Annotated in this window: 15 protein-coding genes and 1 pseudogene; 10 read left to right on the top strand and 6 right to left on the bottom strand. The window is 56.2% G+C overall.

Features of this window, described 5'->3' with window-relative positions:
* Positions 1-606 precede the first annotated feature (606 nt).
* The 3 genes from Z947_RS0101235 to Z947_RS0101225 form a co-directional block, all read right to left on the bottom strand.
* Positions 607-2,262: a BCCT family transporter gene (locus Z947_RS0101235; RefSeq protein ID WP_025042491.1), complete on the bottom strand. Its 1,656-nt coding sequence runs from the start codon at positions 2,260-2,262 to the stop codon at positions 607-609.
* A 145-nt stretch (positions 2,263-2,407) separates the two neighbouring features.
* Positions 2,408-4,915, bottom strand: coding sequence for a CoA transferase (locus Z947_RS0101230; RefSeq protein WP_025042490.1), 2,508 nt, complete (start codon positions 4,913-4,915; stop codon positions 2,408-2,410).
* A 40-nt stretch (positions 4,916-4,955) separates the two neighbouring features.
* On the bottom strand, positions 4,956-6,623 hold the full coding sequence (locus Z947_RS0101225; RefSeq protein ID WP_025042489.1) for a GMC family oxidoreductase: 1,668 nt from the start codon (positions 6,621-6,623) through the stop codon (positions 4,956-4,958).
* A 191-nt stretch (positions 6,624-6,814) separates the two neighbouring features.
* Here Z947_RS0101225 and Z947_RS0101220 point away from each other — a divergent pair, with 191 nt between their 5' ends.
* The gene (locus Z947_RS0101220; protein ID WP_025042488.1) at positions 6,815-7,726 is read left to right on the top strand and encodes a LysR family transcriptional regulator; all 912 of its coding nucleotides are present in this window, start codon (positions 6,815-6,817) and stop codon (positions 7,724-7,726) included.
* A gap of 142 nt (positions 7,727-7,868) precedes the next feature.
* Here Z947_RS0101220 and Z947_RS0101215 read toward each other — a convergent pair whose 3' ends face one another.
* Both Z947_RS0101215 and Z947_RS0101210 read right to left on the bottom strand, forming a co-directional pair.
* Entirely contained in the window at positions 7,869-9,107 is a 1,239-nt protein-coding gene (locus Z947_RS0101215) for an L-rhamnose isomerase (RefSeq protein WP_025042487.1), read from the bottom strand.
* Positions 9,108-9,134: 27 nt separating this feature from the next.
* Positions 9,135-11,237 carry a bifunctional rhamnulose-1-phosphate aldolase/short-chain dehydrogenase gene (locus Z947_RS0101210; RefSeq protein ID WP_025042486.1) on the bottom strand — a complete coding sequence of 701 codons (2,103 nt, stop codon included), beginning with the start codon at positions 11,235-11,237 and terminating at the stop codon, positions 9,135-9,137.
* Positions 11,238-11,423: 186 nt separating this feature from the next.
* Here Z947_RS0101210 and Z947_RS0101205 point away from each other — a divergent pair, with 186 nt between their 5' ends.
* From Z947_RS0101205 to Z947_RS0101175, 7 genes are all read left to right on the top strand, one after another.
* Complete coding sequence (locus tag Z947_RS0101205) at positions 11,424-12,227, top strand: DeoR/GlpR family DNA-binding transcription regulator (protein ID WP_025042485.1); 804 nt, start codon at positions 11,424-11,426, stop codon at positions 12,225-12,227.
* Between the two features lie 34 nt (positions 12,228-12,261).
* Positions 12,262-13,257, top strand: coding sequence for a rhamnose ABC transporter substrate-binding protein (gene rhaS / locus Z947_RS0101200; RefSeq protein WP_025042484.1), 996 nt, complete (start codon positions 12,262-12,264; stop codon positions 13,255-13,257).
* 79 nt (positions 13,258-13,336) lie between these two features.
* Positions 13,337-14,881, top strand: a complete 1,545-nt coding sequence (locus Z947_RS0101195) for a sugar ABC transporter ATP-binding protein (RefSeq protein WP_025042483.1) — start codon at positions 13,337-13,339, stop codon at positions 14,879-14,881.
* Positions 14,878-15,858: an ABC transporter permease gene (locus Z947_RS0101190; protein ID WP_025042482.1), complete on the top strand. Its 981-nt coding sequence runs from the start codon at positions 14,878-14,880 to the stop codon at positions 15,856-15,858. The genes Z947_RS0101195 and Z947_RS0101190 overlap by 4 nt, the downstream gene beginning before the upstream one ends.
* Positions 15,855-16,856, top strand: a complete 1,002-nt coding sequence (locus Z947_RS0101185; RefSeq protein ID WP_025042481.1) for an ABC transporter permease — start codon at positions 15,855-15,857, stop codon at positions 16,854-16,856. The genes Z947_RS0101190 and Z947_RS0101185 overlap by 4 nt, the downstream gene beginning before the upstream one ends.
* On the top strand, positions 16,853-17,170 hold the full coding sequence (locus tag Z947_RS0101180) for an L-rhamnose mutarotase (RefSeq protein ID WP_025042480.1): 318 nt from the start codon (positions 16,853-16,855) through the stop codon (positions 17,168-17,170). Before Z947_RS0101185 ends, Z947_RS0101180 begins: the two co-directional genes overlap by 4 nt.
* On the top strand, positions 17,167-18,558 hold the full coding sequence (locus Z947_RS0101175) for an FGGY-family carbohydrate kinase (RefSeq protein WP_025042479.1): 1,392 nt from the start codon (positions 17,167-17,169) through the stop codon (positions 18,556-18,558). Before Z947_RS0101180 ends, Z947_RS0101175 begins: the two co-directional genes overlap by 4 nt.
* 390 nt (positions 18,559-18,948) lie before the next feature.
* Here the strand turns inward: Z947_RS0101175 and Z947_RS21755 are convergent.
* Positions 18,949-19,580 (bottom strand): annotated as a pseudogene (locus tag Z947_RS21755) (tyrosine-type recombinase/integrase).
* A 205-nt stretch (positions 19,581-19,785) separates the two neighbouring features.
* Between Z947_RS21755 and Z947_RS0101160 the strand changes: the two are divergent.
* The gene (locus Z947_RS0101160; RefSeq protein WP_025042476.1) at positions 19,786-20,451 is read left to right on the top strand and encodes a potassium channel family protein; all 666 of its coding nucleotides are present in this window, start codon (positions 19,786-19,788) and stop codon (positions 20,449-20,451) included.
* 2 nt (positions 20,452-20,453) lie between these two features.
* Positions 20,454-21,797: a TrkH family potassium uptake protein gene (locus Z947_RS0101155; protein ID WP_025042475.1), complete on the top strand. Its 1,344-nt coding sequence runs from the start codon at positions 20,454-20,456 to the stop codon at positions 21,795-21,797.
* The last annotated feature ends 511 nt before the right edge of the window (positions 21,798-22,308 follow it).

Below are 22,308 nucleotides of genomic sequence, written 5' to 3'. Positions count from 1 at the left end.
GCGCGCAACTACTGCAGGCACGCGACAAGACCATATATTACCGCCTATTTTTGTATCAGGGTATCCACTCCGTCTGCTTACAACTAATTCGGTATTGTAGGCTGTTTTCGCAGTGAGTTTCGGTTGTCCAGCCGCTGCAGCGATGACCAAGCTGGCGCGACGAACGGCAGATTGGTCCGCGATTTGATCTTGGTCGTTTGATATTCACTGCGCCAAGCACGAACAACCGGTGTCCCCGCCGCTTCGCAGCAGAGGGATTTTTGCACGTGCGGAACCTTTCATGCCGCGATCGCATGCCGCAAGATGTCCATAGGTTTGGTATGGCCTCGTTGCATCCTTTCAACGGTTGGAAAAAAACAGACTTTTGCCAATCGAACCGCCTCCCATTGATCGGAGTTCAGCTTTGCCTGACAAACAGAATTGGGCAGGCTAATTCGAAATCAACGAAAGCTGTGTAAACCCGAAATGTAGACAACTAAAACAGGTTAGAATAAGGACCTGTTTGCGACTGAGTGTTTATGTAAGGAAAGCACTTGGGGTTCGGCCTCTTTTGCTTTTTCGGCGTCGGGTGCTCAAAAAAGGGGGCGCATGGCCCCCTTTCCTTACCTATTCGACTTCATGAACCGTCTGCACGCCATTCTTCTCGCGCATCCCGTCCTTAACAATCGCTTTGACGAGCGAAGCGCACATCAGAACCATCACAAGCGAAAACGGCAAGGCACCAATGACCATAGCGGACTGGATCGCGCCCACGCCCCCCGCGATGAGCAAGCCACCAACGACCAACGACAACGCAACACCCCAAAAGATGATGTGCGGCCGACCGGATGGCTTTTCTGCGCCCGCGGCGTTGATGGTGTTCACGATCAGGATCGCTGAATCCGCTGTTGTCACAAGATATGTGAGCAACAGCACCACGACAATCACAGCCATGCCCCATGCCAGCCCAGACCGGAGGACAAAGTCGAGCATCGCAAACAACTGGTTCTGTTGACCTGCTCCGGAAATCGCATCGCCTGCCCCGCCGTTAAGGGTCAGATCGATTGCGGTTCCGCCTACGATCGTAAACCAGACAAAACACATGACCGAGGGAATGATAATTGCGCCCAGGATGTATTCCCGAACCGAACGCCCGCGCGAGATGCGCGCAAGAAAGACACCCACGAATGGCGCAAATGCAATCCACCATGCCCAATAAAAGACGGACCAGCCGCCTTGCCAGCTTGCAAGCTGTGCGGCTTCGCTGCCGTCAACCCCGTCAGAGGTCCACACCGTAAACAGAAGTTTTGGCAACTGGATAATGTAAGTGACGAGGCCTTCGACAAGAGCGCTCAACCCGAAGAACGTTGAGCCAAAGAGCAGGAAGAAAGCCAGCAGAAAGAAGCTCAGCCCCATGTTGATGTTGGAGAGCCACTTGATGCCTTTGCCAACGCCAGACAGCGCCGACAATGTGGACGCGCCCATGATCACCAACAGTGCGGTGATAACGCCTGCTGTTGATGGTTTGCCGGTTTCTGCAACGATGAGCCAATCGCCGAAACCAATACGGTTAAGGCCCGAGACGAATTGTTCCACCCCGAAACCAAGCGTCTGCGCCACGCCCAGAATGGTCGCGACAACAGCCACAACGTCAACGATATGGCCAAGGATGCCGGACAGGCTCTCTCCAAAGAGTGGGGTCAGCGCAGAGCGGATCGTAAGAGGCAGATTGCGGCGATACGAAAAATAGGCCAGGGACAGCCCGACAATCGCGTAACACGCCCATGCCGAAAAGCCCCAGTGCAAAAAGGACCAGAGGTAGGCATTGTTGACGTTGTCAGCGGCGGACGCACCGCTCTCGCCCATGATGACATTTGGGTTCGTTGCGAAATGGTACATCGGTTCGGCGGTCGCGAACGTTAGCATACCAATCCCGATCCCGGCCCCGAACATCATCGAGAACCATGAGAAATTGGAAAATTCCGGCGTGTCACTCTCAAGGCCAAGCTTCAAACGGCCCGTCCTTGGGATCAGCGCCAGAACAACACAAACGATCAGAAAAAGGGCGACCACGTAGATATACCAGCTCGAGAAGGTCCCAAGAAGGGACCCATTCAGATCGCCAAGGATTGTCGCGGCCGTTTCGGGCACGGCAATGGCCCAGACGATTAGCGCCGCGATCAGGATCTTGGATGTGATCGCAACGTCTTTGCTGAAACCAGCATAGAAACCGCGATCGGCGGTTTGGATGGGTAAGTCCATCAATGGGGGTTTATTGGCCATGTCTCCTCCTAAATGGCTGATGAAGGCCAGACGCAGTTGGTTGTTCCACACGCAATTGCGACGCGGTCAATGCTGCTTGTCTGGCGCGAATGTGGCGGGTGTTGGTCTTGGACCTCCACCCAGTCGAGGCATGCCCACCACGTGGTTAACTTGGCAAATACTCCTCGCTCCAAGACTCGCTCAGATTTCCGGATTCAATCATTGCCTCAATGGCAGTATCGACGTAGCCCAACTGCCGCAGGATCGCGCGGGTCGAGGCTCCGAATTTCTCGGCAGGCGTTACGGCTGTGATTTCGCCACGCACAGAGCGCACAGCATAAGGGTCCAGCTGGATGACCTCGTGCCCGCTCGGGTGGTCGGGGTAGTAGGAAAACGAATAGCTGCCGTTTTCTGTTCCGGCTTTTCCATCGGCCTCGCGCAAGTTCATGGCGCGCAAGGAATCAAGGTTTTCACACACCACGGCACCAATGTCGGCGGCTTGCAATCGCGCGACCCATTCCTCGGCGGGCTGGGCGAGAAAAACAGTGGCCAGAAAGGGTGCGCGATCTACTTCGGGCAGATCTGGCAGGTCCTCTAGGCCCTCGACGTTGCGAAATAGCGGCAGGTCATGTTCATAGGCGCTCAGCAGGATGTGGCGCGAGGCGGTGCTGTAGAAACGTGTCAGCGCGTCATATCCACTGGCTTCCGGGCCCGAGGGTTCATCAAACAGGTCGCGCCCTTTGAAATCAAAAGCAAACGGCACCTGTAACAGCCCGCTGTTGGAAGATAGCGAGGTACGCCCGCGTCCGATGCGGCCAAAGCGGTACTTCTGATAGAGCGCCGCCGCCACGCCCAAGGCCCCGCCAAACCCGCACATGACATCAATGGTGCCAACATGGGCGTGCTCTTCGGGGCGATCCATCCCGCCGCCGAAGCGCAGCATGATACCCGTGGTGGCCTGCACAAGATCGTCATAGCCAATATAATCGGTACGCGCCCCGCGCCGTACGCCGCTAAAGCAATCCAGTTTGCAGAACAATGCGTCAGGGTTGAGCTTGCGCAGATTGCCTGCGTCCAGTCCCATCTTTGCGATCTGGTTATCAGGCGCGTTCCAGACAATCACGTCCACATATTTTACAAGGTCTTCAAACACCTGACGGCCGTGGCGCGAAGTGATGTCTGCAAGGATGGAACGTTTCCCGCGCATTTGCGACATGCCGTAGATGACGGTGTTCCAGCTGTCATACATGGGATCGGCTGGCTCAAGCTTGATCACCTCGGCCCCAAAGCGCGCCAGATAACTGGCCGAGTGCGGCCCCGCGATCACATTACACAGGTCCAAAATCTTTACGCCAGTCAACCAAGCCTCTTGGTTCTGAGCTTCGGTTTCATCGGGAATTTCGGTCCGATGTTTCTTCAGGATTTTCAGGGCTTCATCGAATTCCACCCAACGGCGCGGCATCGGTTTCAGCGCTTCCTCGCCGCTTTCCTCCATCCAGACGACAGGCCCGGGTTGAGTCATTTCGCCATAAACGGGATCATGCACATCAATCATCAATCCGGATGCTTCGGCATATTCGTCGTGGATCCATTCTTGCAGCCAACGTTGCGGCGCACCGGGGATCAAGCCCCGTCCGAACATCTTTTTCCACTCGTGCGAGGTCCGCGTCATGAAGACCTCTTTCATCCGTGCCGAAATCTTGTCGGCCCAATCCTTGGGCATCGGGTAAACGCCGAGCGAGGTCTTGCTCTCCCATTCGGACCACGGCTTGTAGGTGTCTTCCTCCGATGTCAGGCCGTCTTCGACAAGTTCATCGTAGATGCCCAGCACTTCAAGGCAGCGCCGTGCGTGGTTTTTGTGGCTGGGGCAAACCACATAGAACCCGCGCCCGTCCTTGCACATATAGCTGCGAAAGAACGGGTCCATCAATTCTTGCAGCTCCTCAAAGCTGACGTTCATCGGCAGGCCTTCGATGCGGCGGCGTACGATTTCGGTCTCGCGTTGGGTCAGGTAGCGTTCGGGCATCCCGTCAACGTGGATCGAATTATAACACAGCCCTTCCATGACGGCGGCGGCCAGCGGCACTTCGATCTGGTCGCCCAGCCCCGTGATCTGGCGTGATTGCAGCGCCAGAACTGTGGCAGAGGCCGCAATCTGGGAGGCATAGGCCGAGGCGAGCGGTAGCGGAGAGAACGACGGGTTCAACCCCATCAAAACACGGTTCAGCCCCATATCGGTAAACACACCCGAACTGGCCGAAACGATGCTTTCATAGGCGCGAAGTTCACGGCGTTCGGCATCGTTTGAGGCAAAGCCCGGGACCGAAATCGTGATCAGCTCGGGGCGGTCTTCGCGCATGGCGGCAAAATCAAAACCAAGCTTGGCCATTTTGCCGGGGCGAAAGTTCTCGACGATGATATCAGCCTCATCGCAAAGCGCGCGTGCCTTCTCAAGCCCCTCATCAGACTTTAGATCAAGGTTCACGATGACCTTGTTTCTGTTGAGCGTGGCATTGGCCGGATTGTCCCACATAGGACCATCGGGAGGGTCGATATGAACGACCGTAGCCCCCAAATCCCCTAGCAACATCGCGACGGCGGGGCCGGCAATATATTGTCCAAAATCAACGACTTTCACGCCCATAAGTGGCAAGTTTGAAAATGAGTTACGCATATGACCTCCTGTTAGACGTCAAGTTTTTCGGGTTATCTGGTTATTCCCCCGCCAGCATCCAGCCGGCGGCTTTCTCGGCAATCATGATCGTGGGCGAGTTTGTGTTGCCGCTGGTAATCTCGGGCATGACCGAGGCATCCACCACGCGCAGACCAGCGACGCCCTTAACGCGTAGATGCGGGTCCAGAACGGCGCTTGGGTCATCATCCCGGCCCATTTTGACGGTGCCGACAGGGTGAAAAATGGTGCTGGCGATGTCCCCCGCGAGACGGGCCAGATCTTCATCACTTTGATACTGAACACCGGGTTTGTATTCCTCGGGCACATAAGGCTCCATCGCCGGCTGCGACATGATTTCACGAACTTGCCGCAGGCTATCTGCGGCGACTTTGCGGTCGTCCTCGGTGTTTAGATAGTTCGGCGATATCTTGGGCGCATCGCGAAAATCTCCCGTTGCAATCCGCACATGGCCGCGGCTCGTGGGATTCAGGTTGCACACGCTGACTGTCATGGCTGGAAAATCGTGCAGGTCTTCTCCAAATGCTTCGAGGCTCAAAGGCTGCACGTGATATTCAAGGTTGGCGTGCGTGCGGCTTGGATCAGATCGGGTAAAGGCGCCCAGCTGGCTAGGTGACATACTCATCGGACCGGAGCGTTTGAACAGATACTGCAGACCGATCTTGGCCTTGCCAGCCAAGGAGTTCGCCAGCGTGTTCATAGTGGCGGTGCCCTTAACTTTGAAAACGGCGCGGATTTGCAAATGGTCCTGCAAGTTTTCGCCAACGAACGGCTGATCCATCACCACGTCGATGCCGTGTTCCTTTAGCAAAGCGGCAGGCCCGATTCCGGACAGCTGTAGGATTTGCGGCGAATTGACCGCCCCGGCAGAGAGAACAACTTCTTTGCGCGCCGTGACGTCTACGGGCGTGCCCGCACGGTGGACCTTGGCGCCAATACAGCGCAACGCGCCGTCACCATCTTTTTCAAAGTTCAGCTTTTCAACCTGCGCTTCGGTCCAGATCGTCAGGTTTTCGCGCCTTTTTGCGGACCTTAGAAATGCCTTGGACGTGTTCCAGCGCCAACCCGAACGCTGATTGACGTCAAAGTAGCCAACACCCGCGTTATCGCCACTATTGAAATCTTCGGTTTTCTCGACACCCGTCTGCGCGGCTGCATCAGAAAAGCTGTCTAGCACGTCCCACTGAAGGCGCTGCTTTTCGATCCGCCATTCGCCGCCGTGCCCGTGCATATCTGAAAATCGGCTGTTGTCACCCGTGACAGGATCAGCGCCGTCATCCAGTTTGTAGTGATTTTCATGCGCCTTGAAATCGACGAGCGAGTTTTCCCAATTCCACGCATTCTCGCCTGTCAGTTTCGCCCAGTTGTCATAATCACGCGCCTGACCGCGCATGTAGATCATCCCGTTGATCGAGGAGCAGCCTCCAAGCGTCTTGCCGCGTGGATAAAGAAGGCTGCGCCCGTTCAGGCCTTTGTCTGGCTCTGTCTTGTACATCCAGTCGGCGCGCGGATTGCCGATGCAATAAAGATAGCCGACGGGGATGTGAATCCAGGGATAGGTGTCTGGCTTGCCAGCCTCAAGCAACAGGACGGTGTTGGCCGGATCGGCGCTGAGGCGGTTTGCCATAAGACAGCCCGCAGACCCGCCACCGATTACGATATAGTCAAACCCGTTTAAACCATTAGACATCGGCCAATCCCCATCAATCGTTTCAGTGTCGAACACGGATGTGTGGGCGATAAGCCGTGTTATGCGCTGCACGCATCAACTCGACATTGCGGCCACGATCCCTCCCAGAGCGCGAACTTCGTCGATCAGTGTAGGAAGGCGTCGAAAAAACCTAATGACAAATCGCACAGTGCAATATTAGAAATTTTAATATGGACCGTTTTTCAAATATTAACACCATACTGGCCTTTGTGACTGTCGCGCGAGAAGGAAGCGTTTCGCGCGCCGCCGAGGTGTTGAACCTGACCCAGCCTGCCATCAGCCACCAGCTAAAGCGGCTTGGCGAAGAGACGGGAATCACCCTGTTCAACAGAACACCCACCGGTCTCCAGATCAGCAACGACGGCGCCGCTATACTGCCCAAGGCCGAACGGGTTCTAGACGCGGTGAGTGACTTTCAGCGGAGCGCCCGAAAGAGATCTGGCCACATCAGCGGCAAACTCAAGATCGGAACGATCGTAGACCCAGAGTTCATCCGTCTTGGTCGGATTCTAGCGCGTATGCGCTCGGAACATCCGGGCATTCAAACCGAATTAACCCACGGCGTCAGCGGCGATGTGTTGACATGGCTGAAACGGGGACAGATTGATGCGGGGTTCTATTTGTGCGGGCCAGACGATTTGACGCCGATGGGATTGGACAGCGAAGATCCCGTACATGCGATCAAGCTCGCCGATTTCAGCTATCGCGTGATCGGGCCGGCTGGCTGGCAAAAACGGATCGAGACCGCAGCTTGGCCCGAACTTGCAAAACTCCCTTGGATCGGAACGCCTGAACGCTCTGTCCACTATCGCCTGCTTTCCAAGGTCTACACGAACCCCGTTGATCGTCTGGGCGTCGTCGCGCGCGTTGACCAAGAGGCCTCGATGCTCGAGATGGTGCGGTCCGGTATCGGACTAAGCCTTTGCCGTGAGTCCATTGCGCTTCACCAGAAACAGTCCTTTGGTCTTGCGGTTTGCAATTCTGTATCGGTGCCTGCTTGCTTATGTTTCATCACCTTGGAGCGCCAAAAGGATAACCCTGCCATCACAGAAACATTCAAATTGTTGCAGAGCGTTTGGTGACGTTCTGACAGAGTTCCTTGCTGAAGAAATGCTTGCGATTTGCGGCGCGCGACAAAATTAATGTCGCGCGCGATTATTTTCTCAGCCTCCTGCAACGCCCGAAAAAGCCGAACGGAATTGATGTAAATCCGTGCCCGCTTTTTCAGCCCCGACCAGACACGCTTGCTTGATAGCGGTCCAGATCAGAGGCCAGCGTAAGGCCGCTTGGAACATTCATCCGCTCACAGAACTCGGTCCAGACGGCTGCAAAGGGCAAGTCCTTAACCTCTTCGGTGACAACAAGGCGGGTTGTGTAGTCAAGCGCGTTTTCCGCTGACTTCAACCTGTCCCAAGGCGCCAAAAGCGCCCTTAGCAAGGCCTTTTGCATGTTGCGCGTGCCGATCACCCACGCCGCTGTGCGGCTGATCGTGGCATCAAAAAAGTCGAGCCCGATGTGCGTGCGGCCCAGCAGATCGGCGCTGACCAGTTCTTGCGCCATTTGCAGGATCGCATCGTCCAGCAGGATAACGTGGTCACTGTCCCACCGCATCGGGCGGCTGACGTGCAGTAGGATTTCATCGACGGACAACGCGACCGAGCTGAGCTTGTCAGCCACGTTTTCAGTCGGGTGGAAGTGCCCCATGTCGAGGCACAACAGGGTCTCGTTGCGGATCGCGTAACCCATGTAAAATTCGTGGCTGCCCACGGTGCAGGCCTCAACACCGATGCCGAACAATTTGCTCTCAACCGCGTCGAGCATCCGCGCCTTGTCGTGTGATGTCGCCATCATCGCGTTAAGCGATTGCTCCAATCGTTTGCGCGGAGCAAAGCGATCAACGGGCGTGTCTTTATAGCCGTCGGGCACCCAGACGTTATTAACGACAGGCGAGCCAAACGCCGCACCCATTTGCGCCGCAATATCGCGCGAGCGTTTGCCGTGTTCGATCCAGAAATCACGGATGCCTTGATCGGGGTGGCTGAGCGTCAGGTTATCGTCCGCCTTTTCGTGGGCAAAGAACGTCGGGTTGAAATCAAGGCCGAGCTTCTGGTCTTTCGCCCAATCCACCCAAGGGGCAAAATGGCTGTATTCAATTTCGTCGCGGTCAGGGTTCTGGTCCGTATCCAGATAACAGGCATGCAGGTTCAGGCGGTGATTTCCCGGGATCAACCCATAGGAAAACTCAAGATCGGCGCGCAGTTCATCCGGAGTGCGGGCGCGGCCCGGATGGTTGCCCGTCGCTTGAATACCGCCCCCCGAGCTGCCGGATTTCTTTTCAAAGCCGACAACATCGTCGCCCTGCCAGCAATGCATGGAAATCGGAATTTCCGCCAGTTTCGCAAGGGCTGCTTCGGTGTCCACGCCCCAATCGGCAAAGGCGGCTTTCGCGCTTTCATAGCTCATGATTGATCCTCCCTGATCCGTCCACGCTTAACGCGTGAACGCCTCTTTGTTGCCTGCGTCGACGTTGATGATGTTGCCCGTGGATTTCGCCGACAGATCAGAAGCAAGGAAATAAGCAGCCTCTGCGATGTCTTCGGGGAGCACGGAGCGTTTCAGCATCGAACGCTCACGATACATTTCCTCAAGCCCGTCTTTGTCGGTGCCATAGGTGCCCGCGCGTTGATCCAGCCATTCGCCCTGCCAAATCTTGGAGCCTTTCAGCACAGCATCTGGGTTCACCACGTTGACGCGGACACCCAGCGGCGCACCTTCTAAGGCCAGGCAACGGGCAAGGTGGATTTCGCTCGCCTTCGCTGTGCAATAGGCCGATGCATTGGGCGATGCGGCCAAGCCATTCTTGGATGCGACGAAAACGACAGAGCCGCCCATGTCTTGCACCTTGAACAGTTTGAACGCCTCGCGGCTTACAAGGAAATATCCGGTCGACAGGATTGCCATATTCTTGTTCCACAGATCAATCGAAGTCTCCTCAATCGGAGCAGAGCTGGCGATGCCCGCATTGCTGACGAGAATATCCACACCGCCGAATTCGGCTGCAATTGAGCTGTAGGCGTTTGCGACGGCGGTTTCATCCGTCACGTTCATATTCACAGTGCGCACAACGTCGGCAGAGTATTTGCCGCTGAGCCCTTCAAAGGTTTCGGCCAAAGCTGCGTCGTCGATATCCGCCAGCATAACGCAAGCCCCTTCGCGCAGATAGCGTTCTGCCGTCGCGGCACCGATGCCGCCAGCCCCGCCAGTAACCAACGCCACACGGCCCGCCATAGATTTCGTCGCAGGCATCCGCTGCAACTTGGCCTCTTCCAGAAGCCAGTATTCGATGTCAAAGGCCTCTTGTTCGGGTAGGCCCTGATATTCGGAAACCGCATCCGCACCACGCATCACGTTGATCGCATTGACGTAGAATTCGCCGGAAATCCGCGCCGTCGCCTTGTCTTTGGCGAAGGTGATCATGCCGACTCCAGGGATCAGGTAAACCACCGCGTTCGGATCGCGGATCGCCGGACTGTCGTCCTTTTTGCAGCGGTCGTAATAGGCCTGATAGCCCTTGCGGTATTCGGCAACCGCCGCTTCAAGACCCTCGATCGTTGCGTCCACATCCGGCTTTGCGGGGTCGAAATCCACCACCAACGGGCAGATTTTCGTGCGCAAGAAGTGGTCGGGGCAGGATGTGCCCAGTGCCGCCAAACGTTCCATATTCTTGGCGTTGACGAATGCCAGCACTGCGTCGCTATCGGTGAAATGGCCGACCATATGTTGTTGGCCGGATACAAACCCGCGAATGGCGGGCATCAGTCGTGCAGCGGTCGCGCGGCGGTCGTCCACAGACAGGCTTTGATGCACCGCACCGCCAAAGGCGGCTTTGCCTGCGGTCTCTGCCTCAAACCAGTCCATCGCTTTTTGAATGATCTCGAGCGTCAGCTCGTAGCAGTCTTTCGCGTCATCCGCCCAAGTGAACAACCCGTGGCTTTCCAGCACGACACCTTTTGCATCGGGGTTCTTTTCGCAGAAATCTGAAAGCCACAGGCCCAATTCGTAGCCGGGTTTCTTCCACGGCAACCAGCCGATGCTGTCGCCGAAAATCTGTTGCGTCAGCGCCCTGCTGTCTTTGGCCGCGGCAATTGCGATGATCGCGTCAGGGTGCATGTGATCGACGTGTTTTTGCGGCACATAGGCGTGCAGCGGCGTATCAATGGAGGCCGCGCGCGGGTTCAGGTTGAATGTGCAATGGGGCAGATAGCCCACCATCTCATCCTCGAAATCGACCCCGCGATAAATGCCGCGCAACGCGTTCAGCTTGTCCATATAGAGGGTGGAAAACCCGTCCATCTTGATAGAGCCAACATCGCCGCCGGATCCTTTGACCCAGAGAACCTCAACCATGTCGCCCGACAGAGGGTCCTTTTGCATCACCTTCGCAGAGGTATTACCGCCGCCATAGTTCGTGATTCGCTTATCAGACCCCAATAGATTGGAGCGATACAGGAGCTTTTCCGGTTCGCTCATCTTCTCGGCTGCGGTCGCATCCCATTTGTTTTCAAGGCGTTGATTCGATTTCAAAGCGGTCATGTGTGTCTCCGTAGAGGGCAGGTTAAGTTGAATTTGTTGGCCTCAAGCTGACGGCCGGCAAAAGTAAAGTCAATCATTTTCAATCATAAACAATCATGCTGCGGTGCAGAATGATTGAAATTGAAAATAAATGATTGACACAACGTCGCAACTTACTCCAACTTGGCCCAACGAAAGGACCACCCAATGCACGAGAAAGACCGCCACCGCGTTATCCTCTCCGCCGTTCAAGATCGCTCTCTGGTGACAGTGATTGATCTGTGTTCCCTCACCGGCGCATCCGAGGCAACGATACGCCGTGACATCCATACTCTGGATGATCAGAAGCGCTTGCGCCGTGTGCGGGGTGGTGCCGAGGCTATTACATCCAAGCCCTTCGTCGGGCTAGCCGGACGCCCGTTTTCTGTAAACGAAACAATGAACATCGCGGAAAAGCAGGCGATTGCTGCCGCCGCCGTAGAGATGTGCGATGATGGAGAGCCAATCATCATCAACGGTGGCACAACGACTTTTCAGATGGTGCACCCTTTGGCGTCGCGTCGCGTGCAGGTATTCACCAACTCGTTCCCGATTGCGGAGCATCTTCTGAAAAACACGCAGAACACTGTGATGTTGTCTGGCGGGATCATCTACCGTGAACAGAACATCATCCTGTCCCCCTTCGACAATGACGTGACGCGCAATTTCTACGCCAAACGTATGTTTATGGGCGCCCAAGGCATCGGGCCGCTTGGCCTGATGGAGCAGGATCCGCTGCTGATTCAGGCAGAGCAAAAGCTCATCGGGCAGGCCGAAGAGCTGATCGTGCTGGTCGACAGTTCCAAATTCGAAAACCGTTCAAGCCTCGTGCTGTGCCCGCTTGAGCGCATTGACACTATCATCACCGACGAAGGCATCGACGACCGCACTGCGGCCATGCTTGAGGCTGCGGATGTATCACTGATCGTGGTGCCAATTGGGGCCACGCAGAAAGACGGGATGGCCTCTTAGCCGCCCCAAACGCAACCACTCCAGGGAGGAAACCATGAGAATATTTAAGAAACTAGCAACATCCGTCGCATTGGCCGGCGCAATGTTTGGCACACCTGCATTCGCACAAGACGACGTACGCATTGCCCTTGTCGTCAAGGCTCTTGGCATCGGGTTCTTTGAGGCCGCCAACGAAGGCGCACAGGAAGCCGCCAAAGAGCTGGGTAACGTAGAGATTATCTACACAGGTCCGACTGACACCACCGCTGAAGGCCAGATCGAAGTCATCAACGCGCTGATCGCGCAGCAGGTCGACGCGATTGCGATCTCGTCCAATGACACTGATGCTCTGGTTCCTGTTTTGAAGCGCGCTATGCAGCGCGGCATCACTGTCATCAGCTGGGATTCCGGCGTGGCGACTGAAGGCCGCCAGTTGCACCTGAACCCCTCGTCCAACCCACTGATCGGTAACATGATCATCAAACTGGCCGCAGACCACCTGCCGAACGGCGGCAAAGTTGCGCTGTTGTCTGCCACGACGACATCCACCAACCAGAACATCTGGATGGAAGAAATGAACGCCGTCATGGGCGACTATCCCGGCATTGAAGTTGTCGCCACAGTCTATGGTGATGATCTGGCGGATAAATCCTACCGCGAAGCTATTGGCCTAATGCAGTCCTATCCTGATCTGGACGCAATCATTGCGCCCACATCTGTCGGGATCGTTGCCGCAGCACAGGCCGTTGTCGACGCGGGCAAAGTTGGCGAAGTCAACGTCACGGGTCTTGGCCTTCCATCTGAAATGGCCGGCGCTATTGAATCCGGCGCATCGCAGTCCTTCGCGATCTGGAACCCGATTGATCTTGGTTACTCCGCAACGATGCTGGCCTATGAATTGAGCCAGAATGGCGCAGAGGCGGCCCCCGGCGGGGAAATCCCGATGGGCCGCATGGGCGCGCTGACGCTTGATGAAAACAACGAAGGCGCAATGGCCGATCCGTTTGTTTACGACGCCAGCAACATCGACGACTTCAAGTCGATCTTCTAAGACACCTCCCGTCTGGCCCGGCGCAAAATGCGTGCATCGGGCCAGATAAACCTGCCCCCATTCCTCAGTGAGGTCCTGAATGATGACGCAATCCGCGGCTAATTCCCAAGATGTGACGCCCGTCGTATCGATGGACATGATCACCAAAACATTCCCCGGCGTGAAAGCGCTGGATCAGGTCAAGCTGGATCTTTATTCCGGTCAAGTTACCGCACTGGTTGGTGAAAACGGCGCTGGTAAATCGACGACCGTCAAGATTCTGACCGGTATTTACCAGACCAATGGCGGCACCATTCGTATCAATGGGGCCCCCGTTACGTTCGCCACACCAAACGACGCGGCCAAGGCAGGGATCACCGCGATCCATCAGGAAACGGTTCTGTTTGACGAACTGTCTGTCGCGGAAAACATCTACATCGGACACGCCCCGCGCAATCGTTTCGGGCTGATCGATACGGCGCAGATGCACCGCAATGCCTCCAAGCTTCTGGGCAACATTGGTGCGCCGTTCAGCAGCCACACCCAGCTACGCGACCTTGGGATTGCCAACAAACACCTCGTGGCAATTGCCCGCGCCCTATCCGTGGACGCCCGCGTCGTCATCATGGACGAACCCACCGCCGCGCTGTCGCACAAAGAAATCGAAGAGCTGTATGAACTTGTTGAAACGCTGAAAGCCCAAGGCAAAGCGATCCTGTTCATCAGCCACAAGTTCGACGAAATTTTCCGCATCGCCGACCGCTACACCGTGTTCCGTGACGGCGGGTTTGTCGGTGACGGCTTGATCGCGGATATTACCGAGGGCGACCTTGTGTCGATGATGGTCGGCCGCTCGGTCGACCAGATTTTCCCCGACCGCGCCCATGACGTCGGCGAAGAGGTTCTCAAAGTTGTGGGATATGCCCATCCGACCGAATTTGCAGAGATCAACTTTGATCTGAAACGGGGCGAGATCCTCGGGTTTTACGGGTTGGTCGGCGCGGGGCGTTCCGAGTTCATGCAGGCCTTGTTCGGCATCACCAAGCCGTCCAAAGGCGTGTGCCGTGTAAATGGTACTATCAAGGTTATCCGCTCTCCGGCTGACGCGGTCGAAAACGGGATTGTTTACGTCCCCGAAGATCGCGGCAAACAGGGCGCGGTGATCGGTTTGCCGATCTTCCAGAACATCACGCTGCCGTCCCTTGGCCGGACGTCGCGCAGCGGGTTCCTGCGGTTGGCCGAAGAATTCAAACTGGCGCGTGAATATGCGGAACGGTTGGACTTGCGCGCCGCGTCCTTGGACCAAGACATCGGAAACCTGTCCGGCGGCAACCAGCAAAAGGTCGTCATCGCCAAATGGTTGGCGACCCAGCCGCAGGTCATCATCCTTGATGAGCCGACCAAAGGCATCGATATCGGATCCAAGGCCGCCGTGCACGACTTCATGGCCGAACTCGCCGCACAAGGCCTGTCAGTCATCATGGTCAGCTCTGAAATTCCTGAAATAATCGGCATGTCCGACCGTGTCATCGTCATGCGTGACGGGCTGATCGCGGCCGAGTTGTCCGGCGACGAGGTCACCCCTGAGTTGCTGGTGCGCCACGCGGCCGGCATAACAACACAAACAGAAGGCGCGCCCCAATGATGCGTTTCATCCCCGTGCGCGAAGCCATCCTTGGCAGCGCGATCCTGATCCTGATTATCCTTGTTGCGTCGCGGTTTGCGGGCTTCGTGGCGCCATCCAATCTGGTGAATGTGTTCAACGACACTGCGCCGCTGATCATTCTGGCCTTGGGTCAGATGGTCGTGATCCTGACACGGTGTATCGACCTGTCCGTTGCCGCAAACCTTGCGCTGACAGGAATGGCTGTGGCGATGATCAACGTCGCCATGCCGGGCCTGCCGATCCCCGTGGTCATCGCGATCGCCGTTCTGATGGGCGGCATTATGGGGGCAATCAACGGCGTGCTTGTCTGGAAACTGTCGATCCCGCCGATCGTTGTGACCCTTGGCACCATGACCATCTTTCGCGGCATTATCTTTCTGATTTCCGACGGCAAATGGGTCAACTCCCATGAAATGAGCGCGGCCTTCACAGGCTTCCCCCGCGCGGTCCTTCTGGGTCTGCCTGCCCTGTCATGGATCGCAATTATGACCGTCATCGTCTTTGGCATCATGATGGCGCGCACCCAGTTCGGGCGGTCCATCTTTGCCGTGGGCGGCAACCCCCACGCCGCAGTTTACACAGGCATCAATGTCGGCAAGACGCAGTTCTGGGCCTTCGTGGTTTCGGGCGCGCTGGCGGGCCTGACGGGATACCTCTGGGTCGCACGCTACGCTGTGGCTTATGTCGACATCGCCGGCGGATTCGAACTCGAAGTCGTGGCGGCCTGCGTCATCGGCGGCATTTCCATCGCGGGCGGCATCGGATCTGTCGGGAGCGCCGTGCTGGGCGCGATCTTCCTTGGCGTGGTCAAAAACGCCTTGCCTGTCGTCAACATCTCGCCGTTCTGGCAACTCGCCATTTCCGGCTCTGCCATCTTGATCGCAGTCGCATTCAATGCCCGTTCCGGCCGCACCAAAGGCCGCATCATCCTTAAATCCGCGGAGGCCACCCAATGACCGACGTCACCACCACCCGCCATATCCCCGACCGCCTGAACAGCCGCGCCGTACGGATTTTCAAAAGCTGGGAAGCGCTATTGCTGGCCGTGGCCATCGCAATCTTCGTCGTGAACAGCTTTGCATCCCCCTACTTCCTGAACGCATGGAACCTGAGCGATGCGACGTTCAACTTCACCGAAAAGGCGATGATTGCCTTTGCTATGGCTCTGTTGATCATCTCAGGTGAGATTGACCTCTCCGTCGCGTCGATCATCGCGCTGGCCAGCACCGCAATGGGATTGGCGATGCAGCACGGTGCGGGGACACCGGAGCTTGTCATCATCGGTCTGACCGTCGGCCTTTTGTGCGGGGCATTCAACGGCGTGTTCGTAACCATCCTCGGCCTGCCGTCCATCGTCGTGACCATCGGAACCATGAGCCTGTTTCGCGGAATCAGCTATATCATCCTTGGGGACGGGTCATTCAGCGGCTATCCGTCCGGCTTTTCGTGGTTCGGGCAGGGCTATATCTACTGGGTGTTCACGGTGGAAATGCTGCTGTTCGTGATCATCGCGGTGATCTATGCGGTGCTACTGCACAAAACCAATTTTGGCCGCGCAGTCTATGCCATTGGCAACAATCCGACCGGCGCGCTGTTTAGCGGTATCCGCGTGCAGCGGGTGAAATTCATCCTCTTCCTGCTGACAGGTCTGATGTCCGGTGTCGCTGCTGTCTGTCTGACTTCGCGCCTCGGATCGACCCGCCCCAGCATCGCCACGGGGATGGAGCTTGAGGTGGTGACAATGGTCGTCCTTGGCGGCGTCAACATCCTTGGCGGGTCGGGCACGATACCGGGCGTTGTCATTGCCGCGTTTGTCATGGGCCTTGTGACCTTCGGCCTAGGTCTGCTCAACGTTCCAGGCATCGTGATGTCGATCTTCATCGGCCTGCTCCTGATCGGGGTCATCGCGTTGCCGCGCCTTTGGGCTATGGTCGCCGCGAGGCACAAGGCATGAGCGAACGTTACGTTTTCCGTATGACCCTGAACGACGGGATGGCGAGTGAATACAAGTGTCGCCATGACGCGATCTGGCCGGAACTTGTCGATCTGTTGCACGATGCCGGTGTTAGCGATTATTCGATCCATCTGGACGAAGGCACTAGCCACCTGATCGGTGTGCTGACCCGCACGGACGGGCATCGGATGGACGACCTTCCAAACCATCCGGTCATGCAAAAATGGTGGGCCCACATGGCCGACATCATGGAAACCGCGCCAAACAACGAACCCGTTGCCGTGGCACTGACGCCGCTGTTTCATATGCCATGACCGAACCGCAGCACATCGCCGTCATCGATATCGGCAAAACCAACGCAAAACTCGCGCTTGTCGACCTCGCAACGCTGACCGAGATCGCAGTCGTCACCCGTCCCAATGTCGTTCAGGCGGAGTCGCCTTGGCCACACTATGATGTAGAGGGGCATTGGGCCTTCTTGCTGGGCGCGCTTAGAACCTTTCACCGCGACCACCGCGTTAACGCGATTTCGATCACGACCCACGGTGCCTGTGCTGCGTTGCTGGCGGCCGACGGCTCTCTTGCCGCGCCGATCCTTGATTACGAATATGAATACCCTTCCGATATCGTCACGGCCTATGATGCCTTAAAGCCTGATTTCGCCTTGACTGGATCGCCAAGAATGGTGGGTGGTTTGAACATCGGTGCACAGTTGCATTACCAGTTCACCACCGATCCAACGCTTAGGGATCGTACGGCGCAGATCGTCACTTACCCACAATTCTGGGGGCACCGCCTGACCGGCATTGCCGCGACAGATGTGACGTCGCTGGGCTGTCATACGGACCTTTGGGATCCTCATAAGGGCGCATTTTCTAACCTCGCCGCGGCCCTGGGCGTCCAGGATGAGATGGCAACAGTGCGCCACCCAAGTGATATCCTCGGTCCGATTTTACCGGATATCGCAGAGGCCACAGGACTTGACCCGAATACGCCGGTTTGCGTTGGTATCCACGATTCAAACGCCTCGCTTTACCCACATTTACTTTCCCAGCATGCACCAGCCTGTGTGGTTTCGACCGGAACATGGGTGGTCGCGATGTCGTTGACAGGAAATGATGCGGTGCCGATCCCGCCCCTTGATCCAGCCCGTGACACGCTCATCAACGTTAATGCGCTTGGGCAAGCGGTGCCAAGCGCGCGGTTCATGGGTGGCCGCGAATATGAGGTCATACAAAATGGCCATCCCTATGCGCCAACCCGACAGGACGTCACCACGGTGCTGGAGCGGTCTTTGATGCTTCTCCCATCTGTTGAACACGGCACGGGTCCATTCCAGGGCTGCAAAATGCAATGGCGAGATACGGAGCCGCCAGTAGGATCGGGCCAGCGATCGGTGGCACTGTCTTACTACCTCGCCTTAATGACAGGGACATGTCTGGACTTAATTGAGGGCACGGGCCCCACGATTGTTGAAGGCCCTTTCGCGCACAATGCAGAATTCATCGCGATGCTGAAGGCAGTCACTCACCGGCCCGTCTTCACAAGTGAAGCGGTGACGGGAACAAGTATTGGCGCAGCCTTGCTCTTCAATCACCATGAGAAATTGCCGAACGCTTCCTCCGCGGAAAACCCTCACGTTGGCGAGGATTTACTGAATTACGTTGATCGTTGGAGAACGTTGGTGCAAACTGGTCGTTGACGTCCAATCAGGACATGCGGGTACGGATCTACTGCGATGTCTTCGAAAAGTGCATTCGCGGTTCGCGTTGTTGAAATGCCGACTTCGCCGACCGAGGAAATTGCTTGGGAACGCAAAGAAGCCGGACGTTGGCCATGTCACTGTTATTGTCGGCTTCGTCCCGCATTTCGTAAATTCGACGCCTGATCTGTGCTGAGACATCCACAAATGGTTGGTTGAACCGCTGCGCTGCAGCACGAACTTTTTCGCTCATGCCGCATTTTTCACGCTGCGAGCACACGCAGCACAAAATCACAATGACCGGCTCGGGCTCAGTCCTGCCTACCGCTGCGGGAACCATGAAGGCCTGGTCTTGATTGGCGAACGGCAATAGCCGCACGCCAACTACGTTCAGATGTCGATCCGTTCAGCAATGCTTAGCGCATCTTTCAGCTCAACGCCCAGATAACGCACTGTGCTATCGACCTTCGTATGGCCTAACAAAAGTTGTACGGGGCGGAGGTTCCCCGTCTTGCGGTAAATCTCCGCAGCTTTGGTTCGGCGCATCTAGTGTGTTCCGTATCCGCTGGGTTCCAGGCCAATAGCTGTACCCAATCAAGAACAAGTCGACCATATTGACGTGTTGAGATATGCGGGCGGTCGTGGAAACGGCTCGGAAACATGAACCGACACCCAATCGTCTCAGGAGATCGCACCCACACTATGACGGTATCTCTTGTGTTTTCAGTGAGTTCGAACTGAACGGGTTTCTTGGTTTTACTCAGGGCTATTGAAACGCATTCGCGAACGCGGTCATCTTTGACCAAATCTGCCACGGCGAGTTTGACCAGATCACAGCCGCGCAGTTTGCTATCAATCGCAACGTTAAATAGCGCAAGGTCACGAAGATAACCCGAAAGTTCAAGCCGCGCCCGGATGGCCCACACTTGTCTAGGAAGAAGGGGACCTTTCTGGCCGATGATCCGGCCCTTGTTCCAGGCTTTGTGTTTTGGGGTAACTGCGGGAAGTTGGACTCTTGGCATAATATGCCCTCCAATCTTCCCTCCAAACCCAGACATCAGCACCGCGCTGACAAAGAGAGCACAGCATCAAGCTGAATGGCCGTTATCCGAAGCTGTCGGAACCCTGTTTCTCTGCCAGTGCATTCGTCCGCACAGAGCCCATGTTGACAAATTGCTGCGTAGCAGCAAAGTTCACTTGCTATTATCAAAGATCGAAAGTTGAGACATGGGAAATTCTGCCAACCGAACTTTTGGTGTAGTAGGGCTCGGCAACTTTGGCAGTACCGTCGCAAGAGAGTTGCAGCGGTTCGGCAATCACGTCATCGGAGTCGATATATCCGATGCACGCGTTATGACCCTTGCCGATACGCTCTCACAGGCCATGATCGTGGATGCTCGCGATGATGCGGCTTTGCGAGAAGCCGGCTTCGGTGATTGTGATGTAGCCGTTGTTGCCATGGGCGACGATCTGGAGGCTAGCATCCTTGCGGCGATCAACCTCAAACTTGTTGGGGTTCCGGTTGTTTGGGCCAAAGCCACGACCAAGACGCATCACAGAATTCTGAGTAAACTTGGTGTCGATAGGGTCATTCATCCTGAAGTGGAGGTCGGTCAACACATCGCGCAGGTTTTGCATAACCCGCTGGTGCGTGACTATGTCAGCCTGGGCAATGGCTACCACGTTGTAAATTTTCGTATCCCTAAAAGCCTTCAAGGCAAGAGCCTGAAAGACCTGCCACATGGCGATAAATTCAATCTGCGTTGCATCGGGGTCATGCGCGGAACCGAATACGTTGGGCAAGATGCGACAGGATGCCAACTGGAGCGGGACGACCTTCTGCTATTGCTCGGCCAACGAAAAGATCTGCGCAACTTCGCAGCCAGCCTGTAGCCATGGCATTCCGGCCCGCGAAACTGGTGAAACGGTTCGTGACCTTGCGCATTCCGCCCCCCGCGGTTCTGGTGCTCTTCTACCTCGCCTTCATCATCGTGGGTGCCCTCCTGCTCTGGCTGCCGATCTCGCATCACGGGGACATCGGACTGGGCGAAGCACTGTTTACATCGACCTCTGCCGTGACCGTGACAGGGCTTGTGCTTGCTGATACGGGAGCTGTTTTTACGGGCTTTGGGCAAGGTGTCATTGCCGCGCTTATTCAACTCGGCGGGTTGGGCTTGATGACCTTTGCGGTGCTCTTGCTTGGGGCGCTCGGCATTCCGGTAGGTATGCCACAACGCCTGATCCTGCGCGAAGACCTGAATCAGACATCGCTGTCAAACCTAACCTATCTTGCGCGCATCATCTTTATCATCGCCTTGGTTTGCGAAGCGATCGGGGCCGCCCTGCTGGCCTTCGTCTTTGTTCCTGAGTTCGGCTGGCATGGCGTATGGCAGGCGATTTTCCATTCTATTTCGGCCTTCAATAACGCGGGCTTTGCGCTTCATCCCGACAGTCTTTCTCAATGGATAGGCAACCCGATCGTCAACATTGTGATCCCAGCCATCTTCATTCTGGGAGGGCTCGGGTTTATTGTCGTGGGGGATATCTATCAGAAACGCCAATGGCGCAAACTCACACTGCATTCCAAACTGATGCTGCTCGGAACCGGCATTCTGATTGCCTGGGGAAGCGTCATGTTCGGCCTTCTCGAATGGACGAACCCCAACACCTTAGGCCCGTTGAGCACTGGCGACAAATTATGGGCAAGTTGGTTTCAGGGTGTCACGCCGCGCACGGCCGGGTTCAATACGATCGACACCGGCGGAATGCATGACAGCACGACCATGTTGACGATGACACTCATGTTGGTTGGCGGTGGCAGCACCTCGACCGCAGGAGGGATCAAAGTGACGACACTCTGCGTGTTGTTGCTCGCCACGGTTGCTTTCTTTAGGCGTCAAACCACATTACACGCCTTTGGGCGATCTTTGGGAGTCGACGAAGTCATGAAGGTCCTCGCTCTCACGACCATTTCCATGCTTCTGGTTCTAACGGGCATTTTTGTGACCTCGATCAATCACGACGGCGAATTCATCGACCTCGCGTTTGAAGTCACATCGGCATTCGGCACAGTGGGCCTGTCGCGCGGGACGACCGGAGAGCTTGATGGCATCGGCAGGGCCATCATTATGGCTATGATGTTCATCGGTCGGGTTGGCCCTCTGGCTATCGGGTTTTTCCTCGCGACCCGCAGTGCGCCGAGGGTAAAATACCCCGCAGGGCAAATATATCTTGGGTAGCCAAAGTGATCTATTAGGCAACCGCCGCTTAGCTGGTGAGATGAATGGATTTAAGGGCCGCTTCGTCCACGACATGTAAGTTCGCCGCTTGATCCATGCTGCCACCTGCACGAATGGCCGGTTGTTCTGCTGCGCGACAGCATGAAGTTTTTCGCTCATGCCGCATTTCTCCCGCTGCGAGCGCACGCAGCATAAAAACAAAATGGCCGGGTCGGGCTCATCCGACACATTTGCCGCGCTGGTGAAGAGCGGCTGGTTCGGGAGACTTTGCCGTTCGCTGCACCGCGTATGAACTGGAAAACTGCGGACAAAGTGGACATTAAGTTATCAGCCTTTGCTGATGCAGCATTCACTCGGATGCCCAGCAAGTTCTTGGTGCTGTGCAGCCTATGTCGCCGAACCGATCATTCAAAGCCACCGCGAGCCCCTGCTTTAAAACCGCTTTTTCGCTGTAGCGAGGACCCACAATAAGATCGTGGATTGCCTCTATCCAGCTCCTCGCTTTAACCAT

Source organism: Sulfitobacter geojensis, from assembly GCF_000622325.1.
In the GTDB taxonomy this organism is placed as follows: Bacteria; Pseudomonadota; Alphaproteobacteria; order Rhodobacterales; family Rhodobacteraceae; genus Sulfitobacter; species Sulfitobacter geojensis.
The sequence above is the reverse complement of the archived record's forward strand: the minus strand, read 5'-3'. Positions and strand labels throughout refer to the sequence as shown.

Excerpts from the sequence above, each read along its gene's own strand:
- Z947_RS0101215 (WP_025042487.1), bottom strand. The coding sequence starts at position 9,107 with ATGAGCTATGAAAGCGCGAAAGCCGCCTTTGCCGATTGGGGCGTGGAC.
- Z947_RS0101160 (WP_025042476.1), top strand. The coding sequence starts at position 19,786 with ATGGGAAATTCTGCCAACCGAACTTTTGGTGTAGTAGGGCTCGGCAAC.
- Z947_RS0101235 (WP_025042491.1), bottom strand. The coding sequence starts at position 2,262 with ATGGCCAATAAACCCCCATTGATGGACTTACCCATCCAAACCGCCGAT.
- Z947_RS0101225 (WP_025042489.1), bottom strand. The coding sequence starts at position 6,623 with ATGTCTAATGGTTTAAACGGGTTTGACTATATCGTAATCGGTGGCGGG.
- Z947_RS0101220 (WP_025042488.1), top strand. The coding sequence starts at position 6,815 with ATGGACCGTTTTTCAAATATTAACACCATACTGGCCTTTGTGACTGTC.
- Z947_RS0101205 (WP_025042485.1), top strand. The coding sequence starts at position 11,424 with ATGCACGAGAAAGACCGCCACCGCGTTATCCTCTCCGCCGTTCAAGAT.
- Z947_RS0101185 (WP_025042481.1), top strand. The coding sequence starts at position 15,855 with ATGACCGACGTCACCACCACCCGCCATATCCCCGACCGCCTGAACAGC.
- rhaS (WP_025042484.1), top strand. The coding sequence starts at position 12,262 with ATGAGAATATTTAAGAAACTAGCAACATCCGTCGCATTGGCCGGCGCA.
- Z947_RS0101210 (WP_025042486.1), bottom strand. The coding sequence starts at position 11,237 with ATGACCGCTTTGAAATCGAATCAACGCCTTGAAAACAAATGGGATGCG.
- Z947_RS0101180 (WP_025042480.1), top strand. The coding sequence starts at position 16,853 with ATGAGCGAACGTTACGTTTTCCGTATGACCCTGAACGACGGGATGGCG.
- Z947_RS0101175 (WP_025042479.1), top strand. The coding sequence starts at position 17,167 with ATGACCGAACCGCAGCACATCGCCGTCATCGATATCGGCAAAACCAAC.
- Z947_RS0101155 (WP_025042475.1), top strand. The coding sequence starts at position 20,454 with ATGGCATTCCGGCCCGCGAAACTGGTGAAACGGTTCGTGACCTTGCGC.
- Z947_RS0101195 (WP_025042483.1), top strand. The coding sequence starts at position 13,337 with ATGATGACGCAATCCGCGGCTAATTCCCAAGATGTGACGCCCGTCGTA.
- Z947_RS0101190 (WP_025042482.1), top strand. The coding sequence starts at position 14,878 with ATGATGCGTTTCATCCCCGTGCGCGAAGCCATCCTTGGCAGCGCGATC.
- Z947_RS0101230 (WP_025042490.1), bottom strand. The coding sequence starts at position 4,915 with ATGCGTAACTCATTTTCAAACTTGCCACTTATGGGCGTGAAAGTCGTT.